This window comes from Amycolatopsis sacchari (assembly GCF_900114035.1).
Classification (GTDB): Bacteria; Actinomycetota; Actinomycetes; order Mycobacteriales; family Pseudonocardiaceae; genus Amycolatopsis_E; species Amycolatopsis_E sacchari.
Window position 1 is genome coordinate 108,784 of record NZ_FORP01000004.1, and the last position, 17,634, is coordinate 126,417.

The 17,634-nt window shown below is 74.6% G+C and carries 19 protein-coding genes and 1 pseudogene; 10 read left to right on the forward strand and 10 right to left on the reverse strand.

Annotation, left to right across the window (positions count from 1 at the left end; genetic code table 11):
- Nucleotides 1–80: 80 nt before the first annotated feature.
- On the forward strand, nucleotides 81–734 hold the full coding sequence (locus tag BMZ92_RS09080) for a LuxR C-terminal-related transcriptional regulator (protein ID WP_091505317.1): 654 nt from the start codon (nucleotides 81–83) through the stop codon (nucleotides 732–734).
- A 7-nt stretch (nucleotides 735–741) separates the two neighbouring features.
- Here the strand turns inward: BMZ92_RS09080 and BMZ92_RS09085 are convergent, their stop codons facing one another.
- Together BMZ92_RS09085 and BMZ92_RS37300 are read right to left on the reverse strand one after the other, a co-directional pair.
- Nucleotides 742–1,320, reverse strand: a complete 579-nt coding sequence (locus tag BMZ92_RS09085) for a hypothetical protein (protein WP_091505318.1) — start codon at nucleotides 1,318–1,320, stop codon at nucleotides 742–744.
- Nucleotides 1,320–1,718 carry a hypothetical protein gene (locus BMZ92_RS37300; protein WP_177228611.1) on the reverse strand — a complete coding sequence of 133 codons (399 nt, stop codon included), beginning with the start codon at nucleotides 1,716–1,718 and terminating at the stop codon, nucleotides 1,320–1,322. Before BMZ92_RS37300 ends, BMZ92_RS09085 begins: the two co-directional genes overlap by 1 nt.
- A 264-nt stretch (nucleotides 1,719–1,982) precedes the next feature.
- Between BMZ92_RS37300 and BMZ92_RS09095 the strand changes: the two genes are divergently transcribed.
- A complete protein-coding gene (locus BMZ92_RS09095; protein WP_218153426.1) occupies nucleotides 1,983–2,216 on the forward strand; it encodes a helix-turn-helix domain-containing protein in 234 nt (77 codons plus the stop codon).
- Here BMZ92_RS09095 and BMZ92_RS09100 read toward each other — a convergent pair.
- Nucleotides 2,170–2,916, reverse strand: a complete 747-nt coding sequence (locus BMZ92_RS09100) for an ArsR/SmtB family transcription factor (protein WP_177228613.1) — start codon at nucleotides 2,914–2,916, stop codon at nucleotides 2,170–2,172. The two genes, BMZ92_RS09095 and BMZ92_RS09100, sit on opposite strands and share 47 nt — an antisense overlap.
- 57 nt (nucleotides 2,917–2,973) lie before the next feature.
- Between BMZ92_RS09100 and BMZ92_RS09105 the strand changes: the two genes are divergently transcribed.
- Nucleotides 2,974–4,203: an MFS transporter gene (locus BMZ92_RS09105; protein WP_091505321.1), complete on the forward strand. Its 1,230-nt coding sequence runs from the start codon at nucleotides 2,974–2,976 to the stop codon at nucleotides 4,201–4,203.
- Nucleotides 4,204–4,564: 361 nt separating this feature from the next.
- Here BMZ92_RS09105 and BMZ92_RS09110 read toward each other — a convergent pair whose 3' ends face one another.
- Nucleotides 4,565–4,873, reverse strand: coding sequence for a hypothetical protein (locus BMZ92_RS09110; RefSeq protein WP_091505322.1), 309 nt, complete (start codon nucleotides 4,871–4,873; stop codon nucleotides 4,565–4,567).
- A gap of 96 nt (nucleotides 4,874–4,969) precedes the next feature.
- On the opposite strand from BMZ92_RS09110, the gene BMZ92_RS09115 reads away from it, so the two are divergent.
- Nucleotides 4,970–5,980 carry an LLM class flavin-dependent oxidoreductase gene (locus BMZ92_RS09115; RefSeq protein ID WP_091505323.1) on the forward strand — a complete coding sequence of 337 codons (1,011 nt, stop codon included), beginning with the start codon at nucleotides 4,970–4,972 and terminating at the stop codon, nucleotides 5,978–5,980.
- A gap of 6 nt (nucleotides 5,981–5,986) precedes the next feature.
- Here BMZ92_RS09115 and BMZ92_RS09120 read toward each other — a convergent pair whose 3' ends face one another.
- Nucleotides 5,987–7,258, reverse strand: coding sequence for a YeeE/YedE family protein (locus BMZ92_RS09120; protein ID WP_091505324.1), 1,272 nt, complete (start codon nucleotides 7,256–7,258; stop codon nucleotides 5,987–5,989).
- A 41-nt stretch (nucleotides 7,259–7,299) separates the two neighbouring features.
- Entirely contained in the window at nucleotides 7,300–8,535 is a 1,236-nt protein-coding gene (locus BMZ92_RS09125; RefSeq protein ID WP_091505325.1) for an MFS transporter, read from the reverse strand.
- A gap of 76 nt (nucleotides 8,536–8,611) precedes the next feature.
- Between BMZ92_RS09125 and BMZ92_RS09130 the strand changes: the two genes are divergently transcribed.
- Together BMZ92_RS09130 and BMZ92_RS09135 are read left to right on the forward strand one after the other, a co-directional pair.
- The gene (locus tag BMZ92_RS09130; protein ID WP_091505326.1) at nucleotides 8,612–9,163 is read left to right on the forward strand and encodes a TetR/AcrR family transcriptional regulator; all 552 of its coding nucleotides are present in this window, start codon (nucleotides 8,612–8,614) and stop codon (nucleotides 9,161–9,163) included.
- 50 nt (nucleotides 9,164–9,213) lie between these two features.
- Complete coding sequence (locus BMZ92_RS09135; RefSeq protein ID WP_091505327.1) at nucleotides 9,214–10,074, forward strand: zinc-binding dehydrogenase; 861 nt, start codon at nucleotides 9,214–9,216, stop codon at nucleotides 10,072–10,074.
- A 155-nt stretch (nucleotides 10,075–10,229) separates the two neighbouring features.
- Here the strand turns inward: BMZ92_RS09135 and BMZ92_RS09140 are convergent, their stop codons facing one another.
- Nucleotides 10,230–10,652 carry a hypothetical protein gene (locus BMZ92_RS09140; protein ID WP_245782967.1) on the reverse strand — a complete coding sequence of 141 codons (423 nt, stop codon included), beginning with the start codon at nucleotides 10,650–10,652 and terminating at the stop codon, nucleotides 10,230–10,232.
- A 1-nt stretch (nucleotide 10,653) separates the two neighbouring features.
- Nucleotides 10,654–10,992 carry a MerR family transcriptional regulator gene (locus BMZ92_RS09145; protein WP_245782968.1) on the reverse strand — a complete coding sequence of 113 codons (339 nt, stop codon included), beginning with the start codon at nucleotides 10,990–10,992 and terminating at the stop codon, nucleotides 10,654–10,656.
- A 105-nt stretch (nucleotides 10,993–11,097) separates the two neighbouring features.
- Here BMZ92_RS09145 and BMZ92_RS09150 point away from each other — a divergent pair, with 105 nt between their 5' ends.
- The 3 genes from BMZ92_RS09150 (at nucleotide 11,098) to BMZ92_RS09160 (ending at nucleotide 14,096) form a co-directional block, all read left to right on the forward strand.
- Nucleotides 11,098–11,616 (forward strand): hypothetical protein, encoded by a 519-nt coding sequence (locus tag BMZ92_RS09150; RefSeq protein ID WP_091505329.1) that lies wholly within the window; start codon nucleotides 11,098–11,100, stop codon nucleotides 11,614–11,616.
- 185 nt (nucleotides 11,617–11,801) lie between these two features.
- Nucleotides 11,802–12,968: an IniB N-terminal domain-containing protein gene (locus BMZ92_RS09155; RefSeq protein ID WP_143249828.1), complete on the forward strand. Its 1,167-nt coding sequence runs from the start codon at nucleotides 11,802–11,804 to the stop codon at nucleotides 12,966–12,968.
- A gap of 159 nt (nucleotides 12,969–13,127) precedes the next feature.
- Entirely contained in the window at nucleotides 13,128–14,096 is a 969-nt protein-coding gene (locus tag BMZ92_RS09160) for a sensor histidine kinase (RefSeq protein WP_245782969.1), read from the forward strand.
- Here BMZ92_RS09160 and BMZ92_RS09165 read toward each other — a convergent pair.
- Both BMZ92_RS09165 and BMZ92_RS38785 read right to left on the reverse strand, forming a co-directional pair.
- Nucleotides 14,093–16,183 carry a helix-turn-helix transcriptional regulator gene (locus BMZ92_RS09165; RefSeq protein WP_143249829.1) on the reverse strand — a complete coding sequence of 697 codons (2,091 nt, stop codon included), beginning with the start codon at nucleotides 16,181–16,183 and terminating at the stop codon, nucleotides 14,093–14,095. The genes BMZ92_RS09160 and BMZ92_RS09165 overlap by 4 nt on opposite strands.
- 277 nt (nucleotides 16,184–16,460) lie before the next feature.
- Nucleotides 16,461–16,610 (reverse strand): annotated as a pseudogene (locus BMZ92_RS38785) (ATP-binding protein); the annotation flags it as partial.
- 206 nt (nucleotides 16,611–16,816) lie between these two features.
- Here BMZ92_RS38785 and BMZ92_RS09175 point away from each other — a divergent pair.
- Entirely contained in the window at nucleotides 16,817–17,629 is an 813-nt protein-coding gene (locus tag BMZ92_RS09175) for an alpha/beta hydrolase family protein (RefSeq protein WP_091505334.1), read from the forward strand.
- Nucleotides 17,630–17,634 lie beyond the last annotated feature (5 nt).

Below are 17,634 nucleotides of genomic sequence, written 5' to 3' on the forward strand. Positions count from 1 at the left end.
GAGACTATGATCAACATTGCGGAGAGTGACGCAGGACCGGTGCGAGTCCCCGGACCCGGTACGGAGGGTGAGGCACGACCGTGAGCGTGCACGAGGACTACGTGCCCGGCACCACCGCGCCCCCTCCGACCGGCCCCGCCCCGGAGGTCGCCTACCTCGGCGAGGACCGCGAGCGCCAGGCGCTGCTGCACCGGCTGCTGGCCGACGAGCCGCGCCTGGTCTGGCGTGGCGCCGTGCGCGGCGAGATCCGGGAGCTGTTCGAGGATCCGCGGTCGGCCATCGTGATCGTCGACCAGTCCACTCCGGACCCGCTCTCCGCGGCCAGCGCGACGCGCGCGGCGTTGCCCACCGCCGCGCTGTTCGTGCTCCTGGCCGAGCAGGACACGCTCACCCCGGGCGAATGGGCGCGGCTGACCACGGTCGTCCAGGGCGTGCTCAGCCTGGAGGGTCTCGCCGGGCTGCCGGCGCACCTGCTCGCCGCGACAGCCGAGATCGGGTCGATGATGCGTGCCGTTTCGGCCACAGTGGACAGTCCGGCCGCCCGGCTGACTCAGTCCGAAGTGGACGTACTGGCCGCTGCCGCCGAGGGGCTGACCGTCGAGGAGACCGCGGCACGCCTGCACATCTCGGTCGGCACCGGGCGCGCGCTCATGCTCTCCGCCCGCAGGCGTCTCCGCGCCCGCACCCGGGCCGAGGCGGTGGCCAAGGCGCTGCGCGCGGGCCTGCTGTCCTGACGGGCGGTCAGCTCACGTCGAGCAGCGCCTGCGCGGGCCGGGCCGTCACCGCGCGTCCCACGACGAACCCGCTCGCCCCGGCACACGCGGTCAGGAACGTCACGAAGTCGTCGCCGAACGAGCGCGGGTGCGGGGTGCCGCGGGCGCGTTCCCCGCGGTAGGCGGCCAGCGCGGAGGCGCACTCCGCACGGCTGACCAGCCAGCCACCGTCGGTCAGCTTGTGCACCGGGATACCGGGGACGCCCGGCGGCAGCCCCGCCGAGAGCGCCCTTGCCTGCGCTGCCGCGAACTCCGCGCACCGCCGGCCGGTCCACACGGGGAAGCCGAACTCGTCGGGCACGGGCACGAGCCCGAACCGGCGCGGTTCGGGCAGCCGCGGCGATGGGCACCCCAGTGCCGCCCCGTCGCACGCCATTCCCAGTGCCAGCAACGAGTTCCGGAGCTCGTCCAGCCGTGCCCGCGGCAGCCGCAGGTAGTTGACCGTCCGCGCGTACCAGTCGGGACCGGTGCGCACCAGGGCCGCCAGCGCGGCGCGGTTGCACAGGTCGACCGGCCCGCCCCGAGGGAGCAGCCGGTACGGCGCCACTACCGGCCGCCGGCCGGGTTCCGCTCGGGGCGGCGGGCCGGCTCGTCGGACGGCAGCGGCTCGCCCAGTTCCTCGCGCAGGATCTGCTCGACCTTGTCGCCCGCTTCCCGCAGCTTCCGGAAGATCCCCATGCCCGTGTTCCCTTCTGGTGCGTTCCGCGGCGCGGGAATCCCGCGCCGGCACAGGTCGCAGGCCGGGTCGGGGTGCCAGGCCGCCGCCTGGGCCCGCAGGTCGCGCCGCACGGCACGACGGGTCCGCAGTACCCCGTCGGCGTCGTACCACGGCGTGCCGAACACCCGCAGCCGCCGTTGCGCGCGCCCGCAGGCGCACACGGTCCGGCGGTAGCCGCGGTACCGCGCCACCGCTCCGGTGACCGGTACCCGGACGATGCCCTTCATCCCCGCTTCCGCTCCCTCTGCTCGGTTGCCACTGACTCCTAGACAGGCTTCGCGCGCACGGCATGTCGCAGGACGACCACCTTTTTCGGAGGAATTCGGCCGGGGGTGGATCACCGCCGGTCAGAGACACGCGAACGGGTCCGGTTGAGACGGGGGTCACACCGCGGGGTCGCGCCGGGAAACCGCGTCATGGCACAGCGAGCACGGCGTCGGGTCCACATGAGACCCAGGGACCCCGCCTCCGCACGGCCGACCGCTTTCGCCGTGGCCGTGGGAAACATCCTCCGCGAACTCCGAGTACGGCGAGGGTGGACGAGGGCGGACCTCAGTTCCCGCACGGGAGGGCTCATCGCGCCCTCGTCGATCTCCGGTTACGAAAGCGGTTACCGCGCGCTGAAGCTGGAACTGCTCGCGTCGCTGTGCGCCGCGCTCGGCGTCCGCGTCGAGGCCGTCATCCGCGCCGCGGACCACCGCTCGCGCGCCGGCCTCCCACGCTGAGCAGTCCCGGCACCAGCTCCCCCAGCCGGTCCTCCGCGCCCCGCCTGATCTTCAGCGTCCGCCCGTCCCCGGCGACGTCGACCAGCTCCTCCGCACGCAGCCAGGACAGGATCTCGTGGCCCAGCGCGCCGCCGAGGTGCGGGCGCCGCAGCGTCCGGTCGAGGCAGCTCGTCGCCACCTTGCGCCGGGTCCCGGCGAGCGCCGCGACGTCGACGCCGTAGTCGCGCAACACCGGCTCCGCCTCGGGGCCGAGTTCGAGCGCGTCGCTGCCGGGATCGCGGCGGAGCGCGCGCCGCGCCAGCAGGTGGTCGAGCAGCGCGACGCCGAGGCGCCCCGCCGCGTGGTCGTAGCAGAGCCGTTCGGGCGCCTCGGCGGGGCCGGGCAGCGGCAGCGAGCCGCCGGCGTAGTCCGCCATCGCGTCGAGCACGGCGGTCACCGACGGATCGACGAGCCGGTACGTGACGTGGCGGCCCGACTGCTCACCGGCGACGAGCCCGGCCTGCCGGAGCTTCGCGAGGTGGTTGCCCAGCCGTGCGGGCGAGACGCCGAGGACGTCGGCCAGCTGCGTCATGCCGTGCGGTCCCTCGTGGGCGAGCAGCTGCAGCACGGTCAGCCGGATCGGGTCCGACAGCTCGCGGGCGAGCGCCGTCACCGTGGCGACCACGGGCTGCGCCGCGCTGGTCCACCCGGGCGAAGTCACGCCGGTCAGGCTACCACCGACTTTCACGTTTCACGGATACGTGATAGGTGTCTGTACATGGACGCGGTGCGCCGGTACTGGCGCGAGCAGATCCCGCCACCCGGCCCGTTCCGGGTGCTGGCGCTGGGCATCCTCGTCACGACCGCCGGCGAGGGCGCGTGGTTCACGACCTGGGCGGTCTACTTCACGACCGTGGCCGGGCTGCCCGCGCCGGTGGTGGGGCTCGGGCTGCTGCTCGCGGGCGGCGCGGGGCTGCTCGCCGCCACCCCGGTCGGCGCGCTCGCCGACCGCTTCGGGCCCCGCGCCCTGCTGATCGGCCTGACCGCCGTCGAGGGGCTCGCGATGGCGGCGTTCGTCTTCGCCTCCCACGTCGCGGTGTTCGTCTCGGCCGCCCTCGTGCAGACGACGGTCGATCGGGCTGCCGCGGGCGTGCGGACCGCGTACGTCGCCCAGCTCGCCGACGAGGAGACGAGGATGGGGCACCTGGCGCGGCAGCGCGTCGCCAGCCACCTCGGCTACACGCTCGGCGCCGCGGCCGGAGCCGTGTGCCTCACGCTCCACACCCCGGCCGCCTTCCACGTGCTGATCGCGGTCAACGCCGTCACGTCGCTGGGCTACGCCGCACTGCTCACGCGGGTGCCCGCCGTGCGCCCGGGCCGCAGGGCGCGCCCGCACCGGCTGTCCGGTGATCCGGCGTTCCTCGCCGTCGCGGCGAGCACCGGTCTGCTGTCGCTGTGCTGGGGTCTGGTGTCCACGGCGCTGCCGCTGTGGCTGGTGCGCGACACCGGGCTGCCCGCGGGGCTCGCGGGTGTCGTCGTGATCGTCAACTCACTGGGCGTGGCGCTGTTGCAGGTCCCGGCGAGCCGGGGCTGCACGAGCGCGCGGCGTTCGGCGGTGCGGGCGGTGTGGTCGGGCGGCGCGCTCGCGGTCGCGTGCGTGTTGTTCGCGGCGACGTCGGGCGGCAGCGGGTTCGCCGCGGCCGGCGTCGTCCTGCTCGCGGCGGGCGCGCACCTGGCCGGGGAGCTGTGGTTCATCGGCGCGCGGTGGGCGCTGACGCTCGAGCTCACCCCGCCCGGGGCGACGGGGCGCTACCAGGGCATGACGGCCACGGCGGAGGCGGCGGTGCAGATGATCAGCCCGGCGGCGCTGACGTTGCTCGTCGGCACCTGGGGCCTGCCCGGCTGGTTCGTCCTCGCGGGGGTGTTCGTGGCCGCCGGCACGGCGACGCTGCCCGCGACGCGGTGGGCGCTGCGGACACGGCCGGCGCCGGTGCTCAGCGCGGGGTGATGTCGTCGTCCACGGCGGCGAGCGCGCCCAGCCTGGCACGCTGCGATCCCGCCCTCAGCCCGCGGTGAAGTCGTCACCACGGCGGCAATCGCGCCCGGCCCGCCCGGCGGCGCGGACACGACCGACCCCAGCCCCCAGCCCGCGGCGATGCCGTCGACCACGGTGGCGGCAACCGCGCCCGGCCCGCCGCCAAGCCCTGCGACCCCCTCAGCCCACCGCGAAGTTGTCGACCACGGCGGCAATCGCGCCCGGCCCGCCCGGCGGCGCGGACACGACCGCCTCCCGCCCCCAGCCCGCGGCGATGCCGTCCACCACGGCGGCGGCAAGCGCGCCCGGGCCGCCGCCGGGCCCTGCGACCCCCTCAGCCCGCGGTGAAGTTGTCGTCCACCACCGCGGCTAGCGCGTCGAGCGCCCGGTCCGCCGCGGCCTGGTCACCGCCGTCCAGCCGCAGCCGGGCGGTGCTCGCGCCCGCGCCGCGGGCCTCGACGTGCAGTTCGCCGCGGCCACCCGGCCACGTGAACCGCAGCCGTGGCGGCTCGGTCTCGGTCCGGACGTCGCGTGCGCCCAGCGCGTCGGTCAGCCAGGCCCCGGTCCTGGCGGGATCCCCTGCCGTGTTCAGCACGAGATCGGGTTCGGCGTCGATGCCCCGGTTCGCTTCGTAGACGGTCACACGCCAGGCGTACCCCCCGCGTCCGCATGGTGAACGTCCCGCCGCGCGCCTGGCAGGATGGCGGCAGGAAGATCATGGCCGGGAACGGAGGACGCCATGCCGGAACCGTTGCGCAAGCTCGGGTTCCTCACCATCGGGCTGTTCGACGAGGCCGATCCGCGGCGCGGGCACGAGTCGACGCTCGGCGTCATCGAACTCGGCGAGCAGCTGGGGTTCGACAGCGCCTGGGTGCGGCACCGGCACCTGCAGTACGGCATCTCGTCACCGGTGGCCGTGCTCGCCGCGGCTTCCCAGCGCACGAGCCGGATCGAGCTCGGCACCGCCGTGATCCCGCTGGGCTGGGAAAACCCGCTGCGGCTCGCGGAGGACCTCGCGACGGTCGACATCCTCTCCGGCGGGCGGCTCAACCCGGGCCTGAGCGTGGGGCCGCCGATGCACTACGAGCGCGTGAAGGACGCGCTGTACCCGGACACGGCGGACGTGGAGGACTTCAGCTACGAGCGCATGCGGCGGTTCCTGGACTTCGTGCGGGGCAAGCCCGCCACGGACTTCAGCGGCACCGAGGGGTTCGAGGTGTTCTCGGACCGCGTGCAGCCGCATTCGCCGGGGCTGGGGCGGCGGCTGTGGTACGGCGGCGGCAGCCTGCGGTCCGCGCGGTGGGCGGGCGAGCACGGGATGAACTTCCTGACCAGCAGCGTGGTGAAGGCCGAGGAGTCGGAGGACTTCGCCGAGATCCAGCTCTCGCACATCCGCGAGTTCCGCGCGCACCACCCCGACGGCGAGCGGGCCAGGGTGTCCCAGGGGCTGGTGGTGATCCCGACGGATTCGGCGACCGCGGACCAGCGCGAGAAGTACCGGGCCTACGCGGAGCGGCGGACACCGCGGACCCGCACACCGCAGGGCCCGGCGCGGATGATGTTCGCGCCGGACCTGGTGGGCACGTCGGACGAGCTCGCCGAGCGGCTGCACGCCCACGCCGCGTTCCGCGAGGTCGACGAGGTCGCGTTCGCGCTGCCGTTCACCTTCGAGCACGAGGACTACGTCCAGATCCTCACCGACATGGCGACCCGGCTGGGCCCCGCGCTGGGCTGGCGCCCGGGAAGCTGAGGTCCCTCAGCAAACACTGTCCGACGGACGCGGATTGCCGAGGCCGAACAACGGCCGCAGCTTGAGCCCGACCCAGGTGCCGCCGAGTGCGAACACGCCCCACAGCCAGCCGTGCAGGCTGCCCGTCGAGATGCCCGCCAGGTACGCCCCGATGTTGCAGCCGCCGGACAGCCGTGCGCCGATGCCCATCAGCACCCCGCCGAGCACCGCCGCGACGGCCGTCCGCCACGGGATCTCCGCGCGGATCTTCCACGCACCCGCAGCGGCGGCCGCGACCGCCGCGCCGAGGATGATCCCGATGTCCGTCAGGCTCGTCTTGTCCGTCCACACCGGACCCGCCAGCGACTTGGCGTTGCTCGCGCTCTGCCAGAACTCCCACGTCTCCGGGTGCAATCCGAACAGCTGCAACAACTTCGCGCCCCACAGTGCGAACGCGAACGTCACACCCCACGTGCCGCCCGACACCAGCACCACCGCCGCGGCCAGCACGGCGAGCACCACCGCACCGGCCAGCAGCGGCCACGACCCGCGGAAGACCCGCGCGAAACCCCGCGCCGTCGGCACCACGCCCACCGGCGGCGGGGTGCGCCGCGCCTGCACCACCCGCGTCACCGCGACCACGCCCACCAGCACCGCGATCGTGACCGCCCACGAACCCCACCAGCCGACGTGGTCGGCGAGCAGGAAGCCGGACACCTGCGGCCAGCCGGTGAACACCGGGTACGCCCACGTGTAGAACACCGACCCGGCGATGAACCCGCCGAGCGTCAGCAGGATCGTCGACTGCCCGGCGCCCACCGCGAACAGGGTGCCGGACGCGCACGCGCCGCCCAGCTGCATGCCCACCGCGAACAACGCGGCCCCGGCGAACAACGCGAGCCCGATCGGCCCGGCGGTGATCTTCGGCGTGGCACCGAACAACCCGGTGCCGGTGCCCGCGATCAACGCGATCAGCGTCGCCGCCGTGCCGAGGAGCAGCGCGTGCGCCCGGAGGCCGGTGCCGTTGCCCACGGCGATCAGCTGCCGCCACGCCGAGGTGAAGCCGAACCGCGAGTGGAACAACGCCACTCCCAGCAGCAGGCCGATCACCAGCAGCGCCCCGAACCGCGCGCCGTAGGACGCCCAGACGTACGCGCTCAGCCCCACGCCGAGCACCGCGGCGACCGCCAGCGGCACCACCCGCACCGGCTCCTCCGGCTCGGGCGCGGGTGCCGCGCACGAGGTCGGGGACGGGGACAGGAACCTCCCGGCGGGCGGGCGTTCGGTGACAGCGGACATCGGCACTCCAGACGAACTGCGAAAAAAGATCACCGTCCAGGTTACGAGGCGTGGGCGTGCCGTCTCACCATTTGGATGACCAGCGCCGTGCCCGCCAGCGCGACGAGCACCGCCGCGTAGACCAGCGCGGTGGGGCGCAGGCCGAACGCGGTGGCCGCCAGGCCCGCGACGACGGCGGGCAGGCTGAACGCGAGGTAGGAGATCACGTACGCGACGGCGAACAGCTCGCCCCGTTCGGCGGGGGCGGAAATCCTTGCCAGGGTGCCGAAACTGGCCAGCGCCGACGCGCCGAAGCCGATCCCGGCGATCACCGTGCCCGCCGCGGCGAGCGCGATCAGGTGCGCCGCGATCCCGGCGAGTGTGGTGCCCACCCCGGCGGTGAGCAGCGCGGCCCCGGTGGTCAGCACGAGCGTCACCGGCCGCGTGCGCAGCAGGAAGGTCGCCAGCGCACCGGTCCCGCACAGCAGCGTCACGACCAGGCCGCCCACGAGGTGGTTGGTCAGCCCGAACAACCCGGACGCGATCGACGGGCCGAGCGAGAGGTACAGGCCGCCCAGGGACCAGCTCGCGAGCAGGATCGGGATCAGCGCGAAGAACTCGGCGCGCAGCCGCTGCGGCACGCCGAGCCGCGGCAGCAGCGACCGCAGCCCGCCCGGCCGCAGGCCCGAGGTCTCCGGCATGGCCGCGACGATCAGCGCGGCGAGCACCATCCCCGCCAGCAGCAGGGCGTACACGAGGTGGGTGGGCGCGGGGCCGAACTGGACGAGCGCGCCGCAGCCCAGCGCGCCCAGCGCCAGCCCGGCGGTGGGCGCGACGCCGTTGATCATCCCGGCGCGGCCGGGGGCGTGCGGCGGGTCGAGGTCGACCAGCGTCGCGGCCATCGTCGTCATCGCCGCGCCCGTCGCGATGCCCTGCACCAGGCGGGCGAGGAACAGCACCGGCACCCCGCCGGCGACGAGGAAGAGCACCAGCGAGACGGCCTCCAGCAGCACCGCCGCGCCGAGCACGGGACGGCGCCCCACGTGGTCGGACAGGGCACCGAGCACGAGCAGCGAACCGATCAGGCCCACGACGTACACCGCGAAGACGGCGGTGAGCGTGGTCGCGGAGAAGTGCCAGTTCTGCTGGTAGACGACGTAGAGCGGGGACGGCGCGCTGGACGCCGCCATGAACAGCACGAAGATCGCCGCGACGGCGGCGAAGGTGACTCCGCGCGGCAGGCGTCTGGACGGGGCCTGCGCCCCGGGCAACGCGACGGCGACGGACGAGTCGGACACGGTCACTCCTCAAAAGCAACGATGAATGCGTTAGCCACCATAGCGCAAACGCAACGATCAGTGCGATACTGTTTTCATGCCCGCTTCTCCCACTGCCACCCGGCCCGGCGGGCGGTCCGCGCGCGTCCGCGCGTCCGTGCACCGCGCCGTGGCGGAACTGCTCGCCGAACTCCCGGCCGAGGAGGTGACCCTCCCGCTCATCGCGACGCGCGCGGGGGTGCACCCGACCACCGTGTACCGGCGCTGGGGCTCACTGGCCGAGCTGCTCAGCGACGTCGCCTCGAGCCGGTTCAGCGGTGACATCGTGGTGCCGGAGACCGGCAGCCTGCGGCAGGACCTGGAACGGTGGGCGCTCGCGGTGGCGACCGACCTCGCCGATCCGGACGTGCTCGCGCTCATGCGCGCCACGCTGGGCTCCGGCCCCGAGGGCGGCTGCGCCTGCACCGGCGACCGGCACGCCCAGCTCAAGGCGATCCTCGACCAGGAGCAGGCACGGGGCGGCACGGTCCCGACGGTCGAGGAGGCCGCGGACGGGCTGCTCGGCCCGCTGTACTACCGCGCCGTGTTCACGGACCTGCCCTCCGAACCGGAGTGGGTGCGCGGACTGGTGCGGAAACTACTCGCTTGACCTGGAGCGCGCTCGAGGGAGCAGACTGCCGGGAGGCGAACGGAGGGGACATGCACCTGGTCGAAGCCGACGGACGTGGCGGTCTACGGGTGCGGCACGCCCCGCCACCCGTGCCGGGACCCGGCGAAGTGCTCGTGGAGGTGGCCGCCGCCGGAGTGCGGGCCCTGCCGGGTGGCGCCGGGCCGGACAGCGGGGTCGCCGGCCTGGTCGGCGCGCTGGGCGCGGGCGTCCCCCGCCACTGGCTCGGGCGGCGCGTGGTGGCCACTGTGGACGGTGACGGGTACGCCGAACGCGTCACGGTGCCGCTGTCCGCGGTGCTCGAAGTGCCCGACGCGGTGCACGAGCAGGAGGCGGCGGCGCTGCTGCGCGAAGGCAGCACGGCGCTCGCGTTGTTCGAGGCCGCCGACGTCTCGCCCGGGGAGTCCGTGCTCGTCCTGCCCGCGGCCGGCGGGATCGGCAGCGTGCTCGTGCAGCTGGCCGCGGCGGCCGGCGCCCACGTGATCGGCGCCGCACGCGGACCGGGCAAGCTTCGGCTGGTGCGGGACCTCGGCGCGGACGTCGTGGTCGACTACGGCGAGCCCGGCTGGGCGGAGCGGGCCGGGTACGCCGACGTGGTGTTCGACGGCGTCGGCGGTGAGCTGGGGCGCATCGCGTTCGACCACGCCAAGAGCCGTTTTTCCGCCTACGGCACGGCTTCCGGCTCCCCCGCGGTGCTGCCGGAGCCGCGGGGCGTCACCGTGCACGAGCCCGTCGAACCGTCCACAGTGGACGTGCAGCGCATCCTGCGGGCCGCCGCCGACGGGCGCGTCGTCCCGCTCATCGGCCAGACCTACCCGCTGACGCGGGCGGCGGAAGCGCACGCGGCGCTGGCCGCCCGCCGCACGGTGGGCAAGACGCTGCTGGTGGCCTGACCGCTCAGCCGACGCCGACGACCTCGGGCACCCGCTCGCCCGCCCCGGGCACGTCACCCTCGCCGGACAGCCGCGGCCGCTCGCTCAACGCACGCCGCCGAACTCCAGCACCGCCCCGGGCACCTCGCCCACACCAGGCTGCCGCGGCCGCTCGCTCAGCCGACGCCGACGATCTCGGGCACCCGCTCGCCCGCCTCGGGCACGTCACCCTCGCCGGGCTGCCGCGGCCGCTCGCTGTCGAAGCGGGCGAACTCGAACCGGACCTCGCCGCGCCCGGACACCACGGGGTTGATCACCCCGGCGGTCTCGACGGTCGCCAGCTGCGCGAGCAGGCGCGCCAGCGCGTCGGGCGCGTACCGCGGCTCGGCGTCGGTCTGCACCAGCGTCCGGTGCAGGCTCGTCAGCTGCCAGCCGTCGGCGCCGCCGTGCCCGGCCGGCGCCGCGACCGCGACGGAGACCAGCCAGCGGCCCGCCTTGCCGGACAGCGCGGGGGTGCGGTGGTGGCTGATCCCGATGACCTGGTCCGCCCGCACCAGCCCGTCGCTGAGCGTCCGGATCCACACGTTCTCCAGCCCCATGTCACTCCTCCTGTTCGCGGTGCGTGCCGGTGTCGTCCATGCCGAGCCTGCGCCGCAGCTCCTTGTTCTCCGCGCGCGTGCGCGCGAGCTGGTCCTCCAGCCGCACGATGCGGTCGGCCGCGGCGAGGGTCATGCCGCTGTCGAACAGCTCGCGGACGCGCGCCGCCAGGCGGAGCTGCCGGCGCGAGTAGCGGCGGTGACCGCCGCTGGAGCGGTGTGGCTGGACCACGTCGGCCGCGTCGAGACTGCGGAGGAACGCGGGGCGCACGTCCAGCGCCTCCGCCGCCTGCCCCATCGTCCACGCGGGGTAGTCCTCGTCATCCAGCCTGTCTACACCCACGTGTCCAGGTTATCTACGGCCGATGATCGACTCAATCTCCAGTGTTGAATGGAGATTTGCCTCCCGGCCTACCGTGAAGAGATGCAGTTCTCAGGCTCACGAGGAATGCGACCCTCCAACGAACTGCCCGTGTCCGTGCCGACGGGCGAGGACGTCGTCACCGATGGCGAGCGAGCGCTGCACCTGAGCACCTGCCGCGTTTTCTCCTCCGGCGTCGAGTTCGCCCTGACCGCGCTCAACCGGACCGAGCGGCACCAGCTCGGCCGCCACCCGGGCCACGATCTGCTGCTGGGCCTGGAATTCGCGGACGGCACCGTCGCGATCGCGCCCCGGTTCGGCCGGCACGGCGCTGACAGCGGCCTCCTCCGCGTCACTGGCAGCTCCGGGGGCAGGCACACCCAGCAGACCTTCTACCTGACCCGGCTGCCCCCGCCGGGACCGCTGACCGTGCGGGCCACCATCGCCGGGAGCGACCTGCCCGACCTCGTCGTCACGCTGTCCGGCGAGGAGATCCGGGCCGCGGCGGAGCGCGTCCGGCGGCTCTGGCCCGAGGCGCCGCCGGAGGCTCCGGCCCCGCCGCCCGAGCTGCCCGCGCCGGAGGGCAGCTGGTTCGCAGGACGGTGACCAGTTCACTTGCCCACCCGATAGGGCGTAATCCCCTAACCCCCTATCGGGTGATGGGGCTACTTCGGGTGGCAGTACGGGCCTCATCCCCGATGCCACCGACGAAGATCATCTCTAGGTTCGACCGGGTCGTGCGGTAGCTGCCGCGCACATCGTCACTGTCCGGAAACCTCATGGAGACTCCGTTGTCCCAGCCGATCCAGTCCCTGCACGACCTCGTGCTGTCCCTCGTGACCGACGGCACCAGCCAGTCGGCCTTCCTCGCCGACCCGGCCGGCGTGCTCGCGGGCGCGGGCCTGTCCGACATCACCGCGGGTGACGTGCAGGAGGTCACCGCCCTGGTGACCGACCACGTCCCGGCGCCCGTCGCCGAGGCCGTCGAGTCCGCGCTCGCCGCGCTGCCCGCCGACCTGCCGGACAACCTGGACTGCGCCATCGAGCACCTCCGCTGCGTCGCCGGGACCCTGCCCGGCGGCCTCGGCTCGCTGGCCACCGCGACCTCGGCCTCCGACTCGGGCCTCGCCGGCTCGGTCGCCTACGCCGGTGAGCACGTCGACAGCACCCTCGCCGCGGCCGTCAGCGGCGGCGGCGCCTCGGTCGCCGACACGACCGCCACCGAGGTCGGCCAGCTCGCGGGCAGCGTCGCCGCCGGCGGTGACGCCCTGTCCGCCACCACCGGTGTCACCACCGCCGACGCGGCGCTCAGCGGCGCGCTGGCCGCGGCCGACGGCTCGGTCGCGGGGGCGGTGCAGTCGGTCAGCCCGGCCGGTGCCTACGCCGTGGGCGTCGACGCCATCGCGCTGCCCAGCCTCGGCTCGGTCGGCGACCTCGGTTCGTCGCTCGACTCCGACCTGCTCGGCGACAGCACCCCCGCCGTCGACACGACCGGGACCTACGCGCACACCGTGGTCGCGGGTGCCGCGGGCGCGGTCTACAACGACAGCGCGGCCATCGCCGGTTACGCCGCCCCGGTCGCGGGCGACCAGGTCGCGAACGCGGTCGCCCAGGCCGGTTCCGAGGTCGCGCAGCACGTCGACAGCGCCGCTTCGGTGGTACCCGAGGCGCTGAGCCACGTGCCCGCCCTGCCCGCGCCGAACCTGCCGGTGGACCTGCCCGCCGACGTGCCGGTGCACGTGGCGACCCAGCTGCCGCAGTCGCTGCCGGACGTGGCCCAGCTGCCGCACGTGGCGCAGGTGCCCGACGTCGCGCACGACGTGGTCTCGACCGCGCAGGCGGCGACCTCCGGCGTCGTCGCGCACACCGGCATCTCCGACCTCGGCGTGCTCGACCACACCGCCGCCCTGCCCGACCTGGGCGACGCCCTGCACACCGACCTGCCGCTGGGGCACTGACCCGCGGGGAGCCGAGCCCCGTTCCCGGGGGCCCGGCTCCCGGACTCGCCCGGGCGATCAAGGCGCGACGGCGCTATGGTGGCGGTGAGTCTGGATGCGCCGGTGGCGCGCGCTGGGCCGGGACCACAGGGCACGAGCGCGATCGGTAACGGGGTAACAGTGACAAGCGGTGGGGACAGCGGGACGAGATCCCGCGAGCGGTTCGAGCACCCCGCCCTGTTCTACAGCGGCGACGAGCAGTACCTCGCCGGGCTCGTGCCCTTCGTGCGGCACGGCCTCGAACGCGACGAGCCCGTGGCCGTCGCCGTGCCGGGCAGGCAGCTCGGTCTCCTCCGCGACGCGCTGGGCGCGGACGCGGTGCACGTCCAGCTCACCGACATGACCGTCGCGGGCCGCAACCCCGGCCGCATCATCCCCGGTGTGCTCCGCGCCTTCGCCGACCGGCACGCCGGCCGCCCGGTGCGCATCATCGGCGAACCGATCTGGGCGGGCCGCAGCAGCCGCGAGTACCCGGCGTGCGCCCAGCACGAAGCGTTGATCAACGCCGCCTTCACCGGCCGCGACGTGACCATCGTCTGCCCCTACGACACCGACGGGCTCGACGAGGTCGCGCTGTCCGACGCGCGGGCCACCCACCCGGTGCTGTGGGAGGACGGCAGGGTCCTGCCGAGCGACGGCTACGCGCCCGACGCGGTGGTCCAGCAGTACAACCAGCCGCTGGAGTCGCCGTCCGGCGCGGCCGAGCTGGCCGTGCACGAGGTCGGGCAGCTGTCGGCCGTCCGCCGGTTCACCGTCGCCGAGGCCACCCGCCGCGGGCTCGCGCCGGAGCGGGCGCAGGACCTCGAACTCATCGCCACCGAGCTGGTCACGAACAGCCTCGTGCACACCGAGGCGGCCAAAGCCCAGCTGCACCTGTGGGACGACGACGAGCACGTGGTCTGCGAGGTGCGCGACGGTGGCCACCTCACCGATCCCCTCGTCGGCCGCCGCCCCGCGGCCCCGCACCAGCAGGGCGGCCGTGGCCTGCTGCTCGTCAACCACCTGGCCGACCTCGTGCGCGTCCACACGACACCCGACGGCACCACGATCCAGGCGTTGTGCCGCAAGGACTCCCGCGCGGCCGGCTAGGAGCCCGAGCCCGCGCGGCTGAGCGCGCCGGCCAGCTCCACGCGGGACCGCAGGTTGAGCCGCACGAAGATGTTGCGCAGGTGGTGTTCGACCGTGCGCTGCGAGAGCATCAGCCGCGCGGCGATCTCCCGGTTGGTCTCCCCCGCCGCGACCAGCCGCGCGATCTGCTCCTGCTGCGGCGTCAGGGATCCGAGCGACGGCGCGCTCCGCCGGGCCACGCTGTCGCCCGCCGCCCGCAGTTCCGCGCGCACCCGCTCCTCCCAGTAGCCCGCCTGGCAGGCCTGCACGAGCCGCAGCGCGTCCCGCAGCTGGGCGCGGGCCTCGCGCGAACGACGCGCCCGCCGGAGCCGTCGCGCGTACAGCAGTTCGGTCCTGGCCAGTTCGAGCGTCGACTCCCCGGCCCGGTGCAGCTCCAGCGCCTCCTGGAAATGCCGCTCCGCCACGGCGAAATCCTCGGCGTACAGCGCCCGGCACCGCGCCGCGAACGCCTGCCACGCCGGGGTGCCGGTGGCCCGCGCCCACGCCTCGTACCGGTTGAGCACCTCCTCGGCGAGCACGGGCTGTTCACACCGGATCGCCGCCTCGACGAGCTGCGGCGCCGCCGCCACGCGCAACATCGGCCGCGCGGTCTCCCCGGCGAGCAACGGGACCAGCCGCCGCAACGCGTCCTCCGGCTGGTCGTCGAGCAGGTCGACACACGCGTGCACCCACTGCGCGAGCGCGGCCGTGCGCGCCAGCCCCGCCGCCTCCACCCGTGACGCGGCCTGGTCGAGCCGTGCCACGGCGACGTCCCGGTCTCCCAGGGACGCGGCGGCGAGCGCGGACAGCACGAGGTGCTCGGCCTCGCTGTTGCGCTGCCCCGCGGCCCGGGCCGAGGACAGGCCGTCCTCCGCGGCGGCGAGCGCCATCCGCGGCCGGTCGAGCAGCACGGCGGTGAGCGCGAGCTGGGCCAGTGCTGCGGGCAGCACCGCGTCGTCGGAGGCGAGCCGGGCCCTGCTCACGGCGGCGGCCGCCCGGTCGTGGGCCAGGCGCGGCGAGCCCAGCACCATGGCGGCCTCGCTCGCGCGGACGGCCGACAGCGCGTCCCTGGCGGCGGTGCCCTCCTCGACGACCCGACGGAGCGCGGCACCCCCGGTTTCGCGGTCCCCGGACAGCGCGGCGTGCATGCCCGAGCAGTAGGCGCTCATCAGCCGGACGGGTGGCGTGTCCGGAGCCGCCGCGGCCACGGTCTGCCATTCGTCGGGCGTGGCTTCCGGCAGGTGCCCGGCCGCCCGGCGGGCCTCCTCCGCGAGCAGCAACGCCACCGCGGCTTCGGCCGGGGGCAGGTGCTCGGCGGCCAGCGACAGGTCGTGCCGGGCGAGCGCGGGCACGCCGTCCCGCAGCTCGATCTCCCCGCGCAGCGCCATGATCCGGCCCAGCCGCGGCCCGGTCGCGTGTTCGTGTGCCTGGCGCAGCAGCTCCCTCGCGGGGAACGGGGCACCCGCCGCCCAGTAGCGGCCGGCGGCGGCGATCAGCCGTTCCGCCTTCGCCTCCCCGGGCGGGGTCACCTCCGCCGCGCGCCGCACCGCTTCGGTCGCCCGCTCGGGAGGTTCGGTGGCCGCGGCCTCGACCAGCTCCCCGGCGACCTCCGGCCCGGGCTCGCCTCCGGCACGCGCGCGGTGCCAGATCCACTGCGTGCGGTGGCTCAGCGGATCGAGCGCCGCGGCCAGCGCGCGGTGCGCGGCCCGCCGCTCGTCCTCGCTCGCTCCGGCGTACACGGTCGCCCCGACGACCGGGCTCGCCGGGCGCACCTCGTCCCCGCTGACCCGGACGAACTCCGAGCGCAGGCATCCGGCCAGCCCGTCCTCCCCGCACCGGGCGAGCACGCCCAGGTCGAGCACGGTGTCGCAGCAGACGATCAGCGCGAGCCGGCGTGCCTCCGGTGACAGCGCGGCGAGTTCCGCGGTCAGCCGTGCCCGCTGCCGTCCCCGCACCGGGAGCACGCGGGGCAGCGGCTGCCGCGCCGCGAGCTGGGCGGGGGTCAGCGCTCCCGCCCAGCTCCAGCAGGTCCGCGGGCACGCCGCCCGTGGCGGCGAACAACGCGGCACGCACCGTCGGATCCGCCACCCCGGACAGCAGCCGGTCACCGTCCTCAGCGGACAGCGGGGACAGCGGCACCTCCGGCAGCCCCTCGAACGGCTCGTGCCTGCCCGGTGGCACCGCGAACACGAAGCCGGTCCGCGGGCAGCGCCGCACGGCGCGGAGGAGGTTTTCGCGGCAGGCGGCGGGAAGGCGGTGCGCGTCGTCGGCCAGCACCAGTGCGCCAGGCTCCGGGCAGCCGGGCGGCTCCGTCTCGTCGACGTGGAGAACTCGCAGGTCAGCGGCTTCTTCGGCGACGGCGGCGAGCAACGCTGTCTTGCCCGTGCCCCTCGATCCACTGAGGACGAGCGCGCCGCCCCGCCCCGACCGCACCGCCGCGGTCAGCTCGGCCAGCGCGGCGCGTGCGGCGTCCCGGCCGTGCAGCGGAGCAGCCATCGCACCCCCACCCGGTGGTGAAAATCGTTCCCGAACACATGACACCGCACGGTGAACCGCTTGCGCAAGGAGAGGCTGGGCACACCGGCGGATACACCGATGCGAGGGGACGCGGGCGCTGTCACCGTGATCTTCCCCGTACTGAAGGAGGAACAACAGTGCGACGAAGCGCGAAAGCCTGGTCGAGCCTCGTCTTCGCCTGCGCGATGGCGGTCGGCACGCTCGCCGCGAACCCCGCCGAGGCGAGCCCGTACCAGCACGGTCCCGACCCGACGGAGTCGAGCATCGAAGCCACCACCGGCCCGTACCAGGTCTCGCGGACCACGGTGTCTTCGCTGTCGGTCTCCGGTTTCGGTGGCGGCACGATCTACTACCCCACGACGACCAGCGAAGGCACCTTCGCCGCAGTCGCGATCGCCCCCGGCTACACCGCCGACCAGAGCAGCATCTCCTGGATCGGCCCACGTCTGGCCTCGCAGGGGTTCGTGGTGTTCACCATCGACACCCTGACCCGGTACGACCAGCCCGCGAGCCGCGGTGACCAGCTGCTCGCGGCACTGGACTACCTGACCGGCCGCAGCTCGGTGCGCACCCGGATCGACGCGTCCCGGCTGGGCGTGGCCGGGCACTCGATGGGCGGCGGCGGCACGCTGGAGGCGGCGAAGGACCGGCCGAGCCTGCAGGCCGCGGTCCCGCTCGCGCCGTGGGACCTGAACAAGGACTTCTCGTCCGTCACCGTGCCGACGTTCATCATCGGCGGGCAGAGCGACACCGTGGCACCGGTGTCCACGCACTCCGAGCGGTTCTACTCCTCGCTGCCGTCCACTTCGGACAAGGCGTACATGGAGCTGCGAGGCGCCAGCCACTTCTTCCCGAACACGCCCAACACGACGATGGCCAAGTACATGATCTCGTGGTTCAAGCGGTTCCTCGACGACGACACCCGCTACGACCAGTTCCTGTGCCCGGCCCCGGACGACGCGACGATCTCGCAGTACCTCGACACCTGCCCCTACTGACGGGC

What these genes read in the sequence shown, in the direction of transcription:
- BMZ92_RS09150 (WP_091505329.1), top strand. Translation starts at nt 11,098, where the DNA reads ATGCGACCCTCCAACGAACTGCCCGTGTCCGTGCCGACGGGCGAGGAC.
- BMZ92_RS09130 (WP_091505326.1), top strand. Translation starts at nt 8,612, where the DNA reads ATGCCCGCTTCTCCCACTGCCACCCGGCCCGGCGGGCGGTCCGCGCGC.
- BMZ92_RS09120 (WP_091505324.1), bottom strand. Translation starts at nt 7,258, where the DNA reads ATGTCCGCTGTCACCGAACGCCCGCCCGCCGGGAGGTTCCTGTCCCCG.
- BMZ92_RS09140 (WP_245782967.1), bottom strand. Translation starts at nt 10,652, where the DNA reads ATGGGGCTGGAGAACGTGTGGATCCGGACGCTCAGCGACGGGCTGGTG.
- BMZ92_RS09175 (WP_091505334.1), top strand. Translation starts at nt 16,817, where the DNA reads ATGGCGGTCGGCACGCTCGCCGCGAACCCCGCCGAGGCGAGCCCGTAC.
- BMZ92_RS09115 (WP_091505323.1), top strand. Translation starts at nt 4,970, where the DNA reads ATGCCGGAACCGTTGCGCAAGCTCGGGTTCCTCACCATCGGGCTGTTC.
- BMZ92_RS09105 (WP_091505321.1), top strand. Translation starts at nt 2,974, where the DNA reads ATGGACGCGGTGCGCCGGTACTGGCGCGAGCAGATCCCGCCACCCGGC.
- BMZ92_RS09135 (WP_091505327.1), top strand. Translation starts at nt 9,214, where the DNA reads ATGCACCTGGTCGAAGCCGACGGACGTGGCGGTCTACGGGTGCGGCAC.
- BMZ92_RS37300 (WP_177228611.1), bottom strand. Translation starts at nt 1,718, where the DNA reads ATGAAGGGCATCGTCCGGGTACCGGTCACCGGAGCGGTGGCGCGGTAC.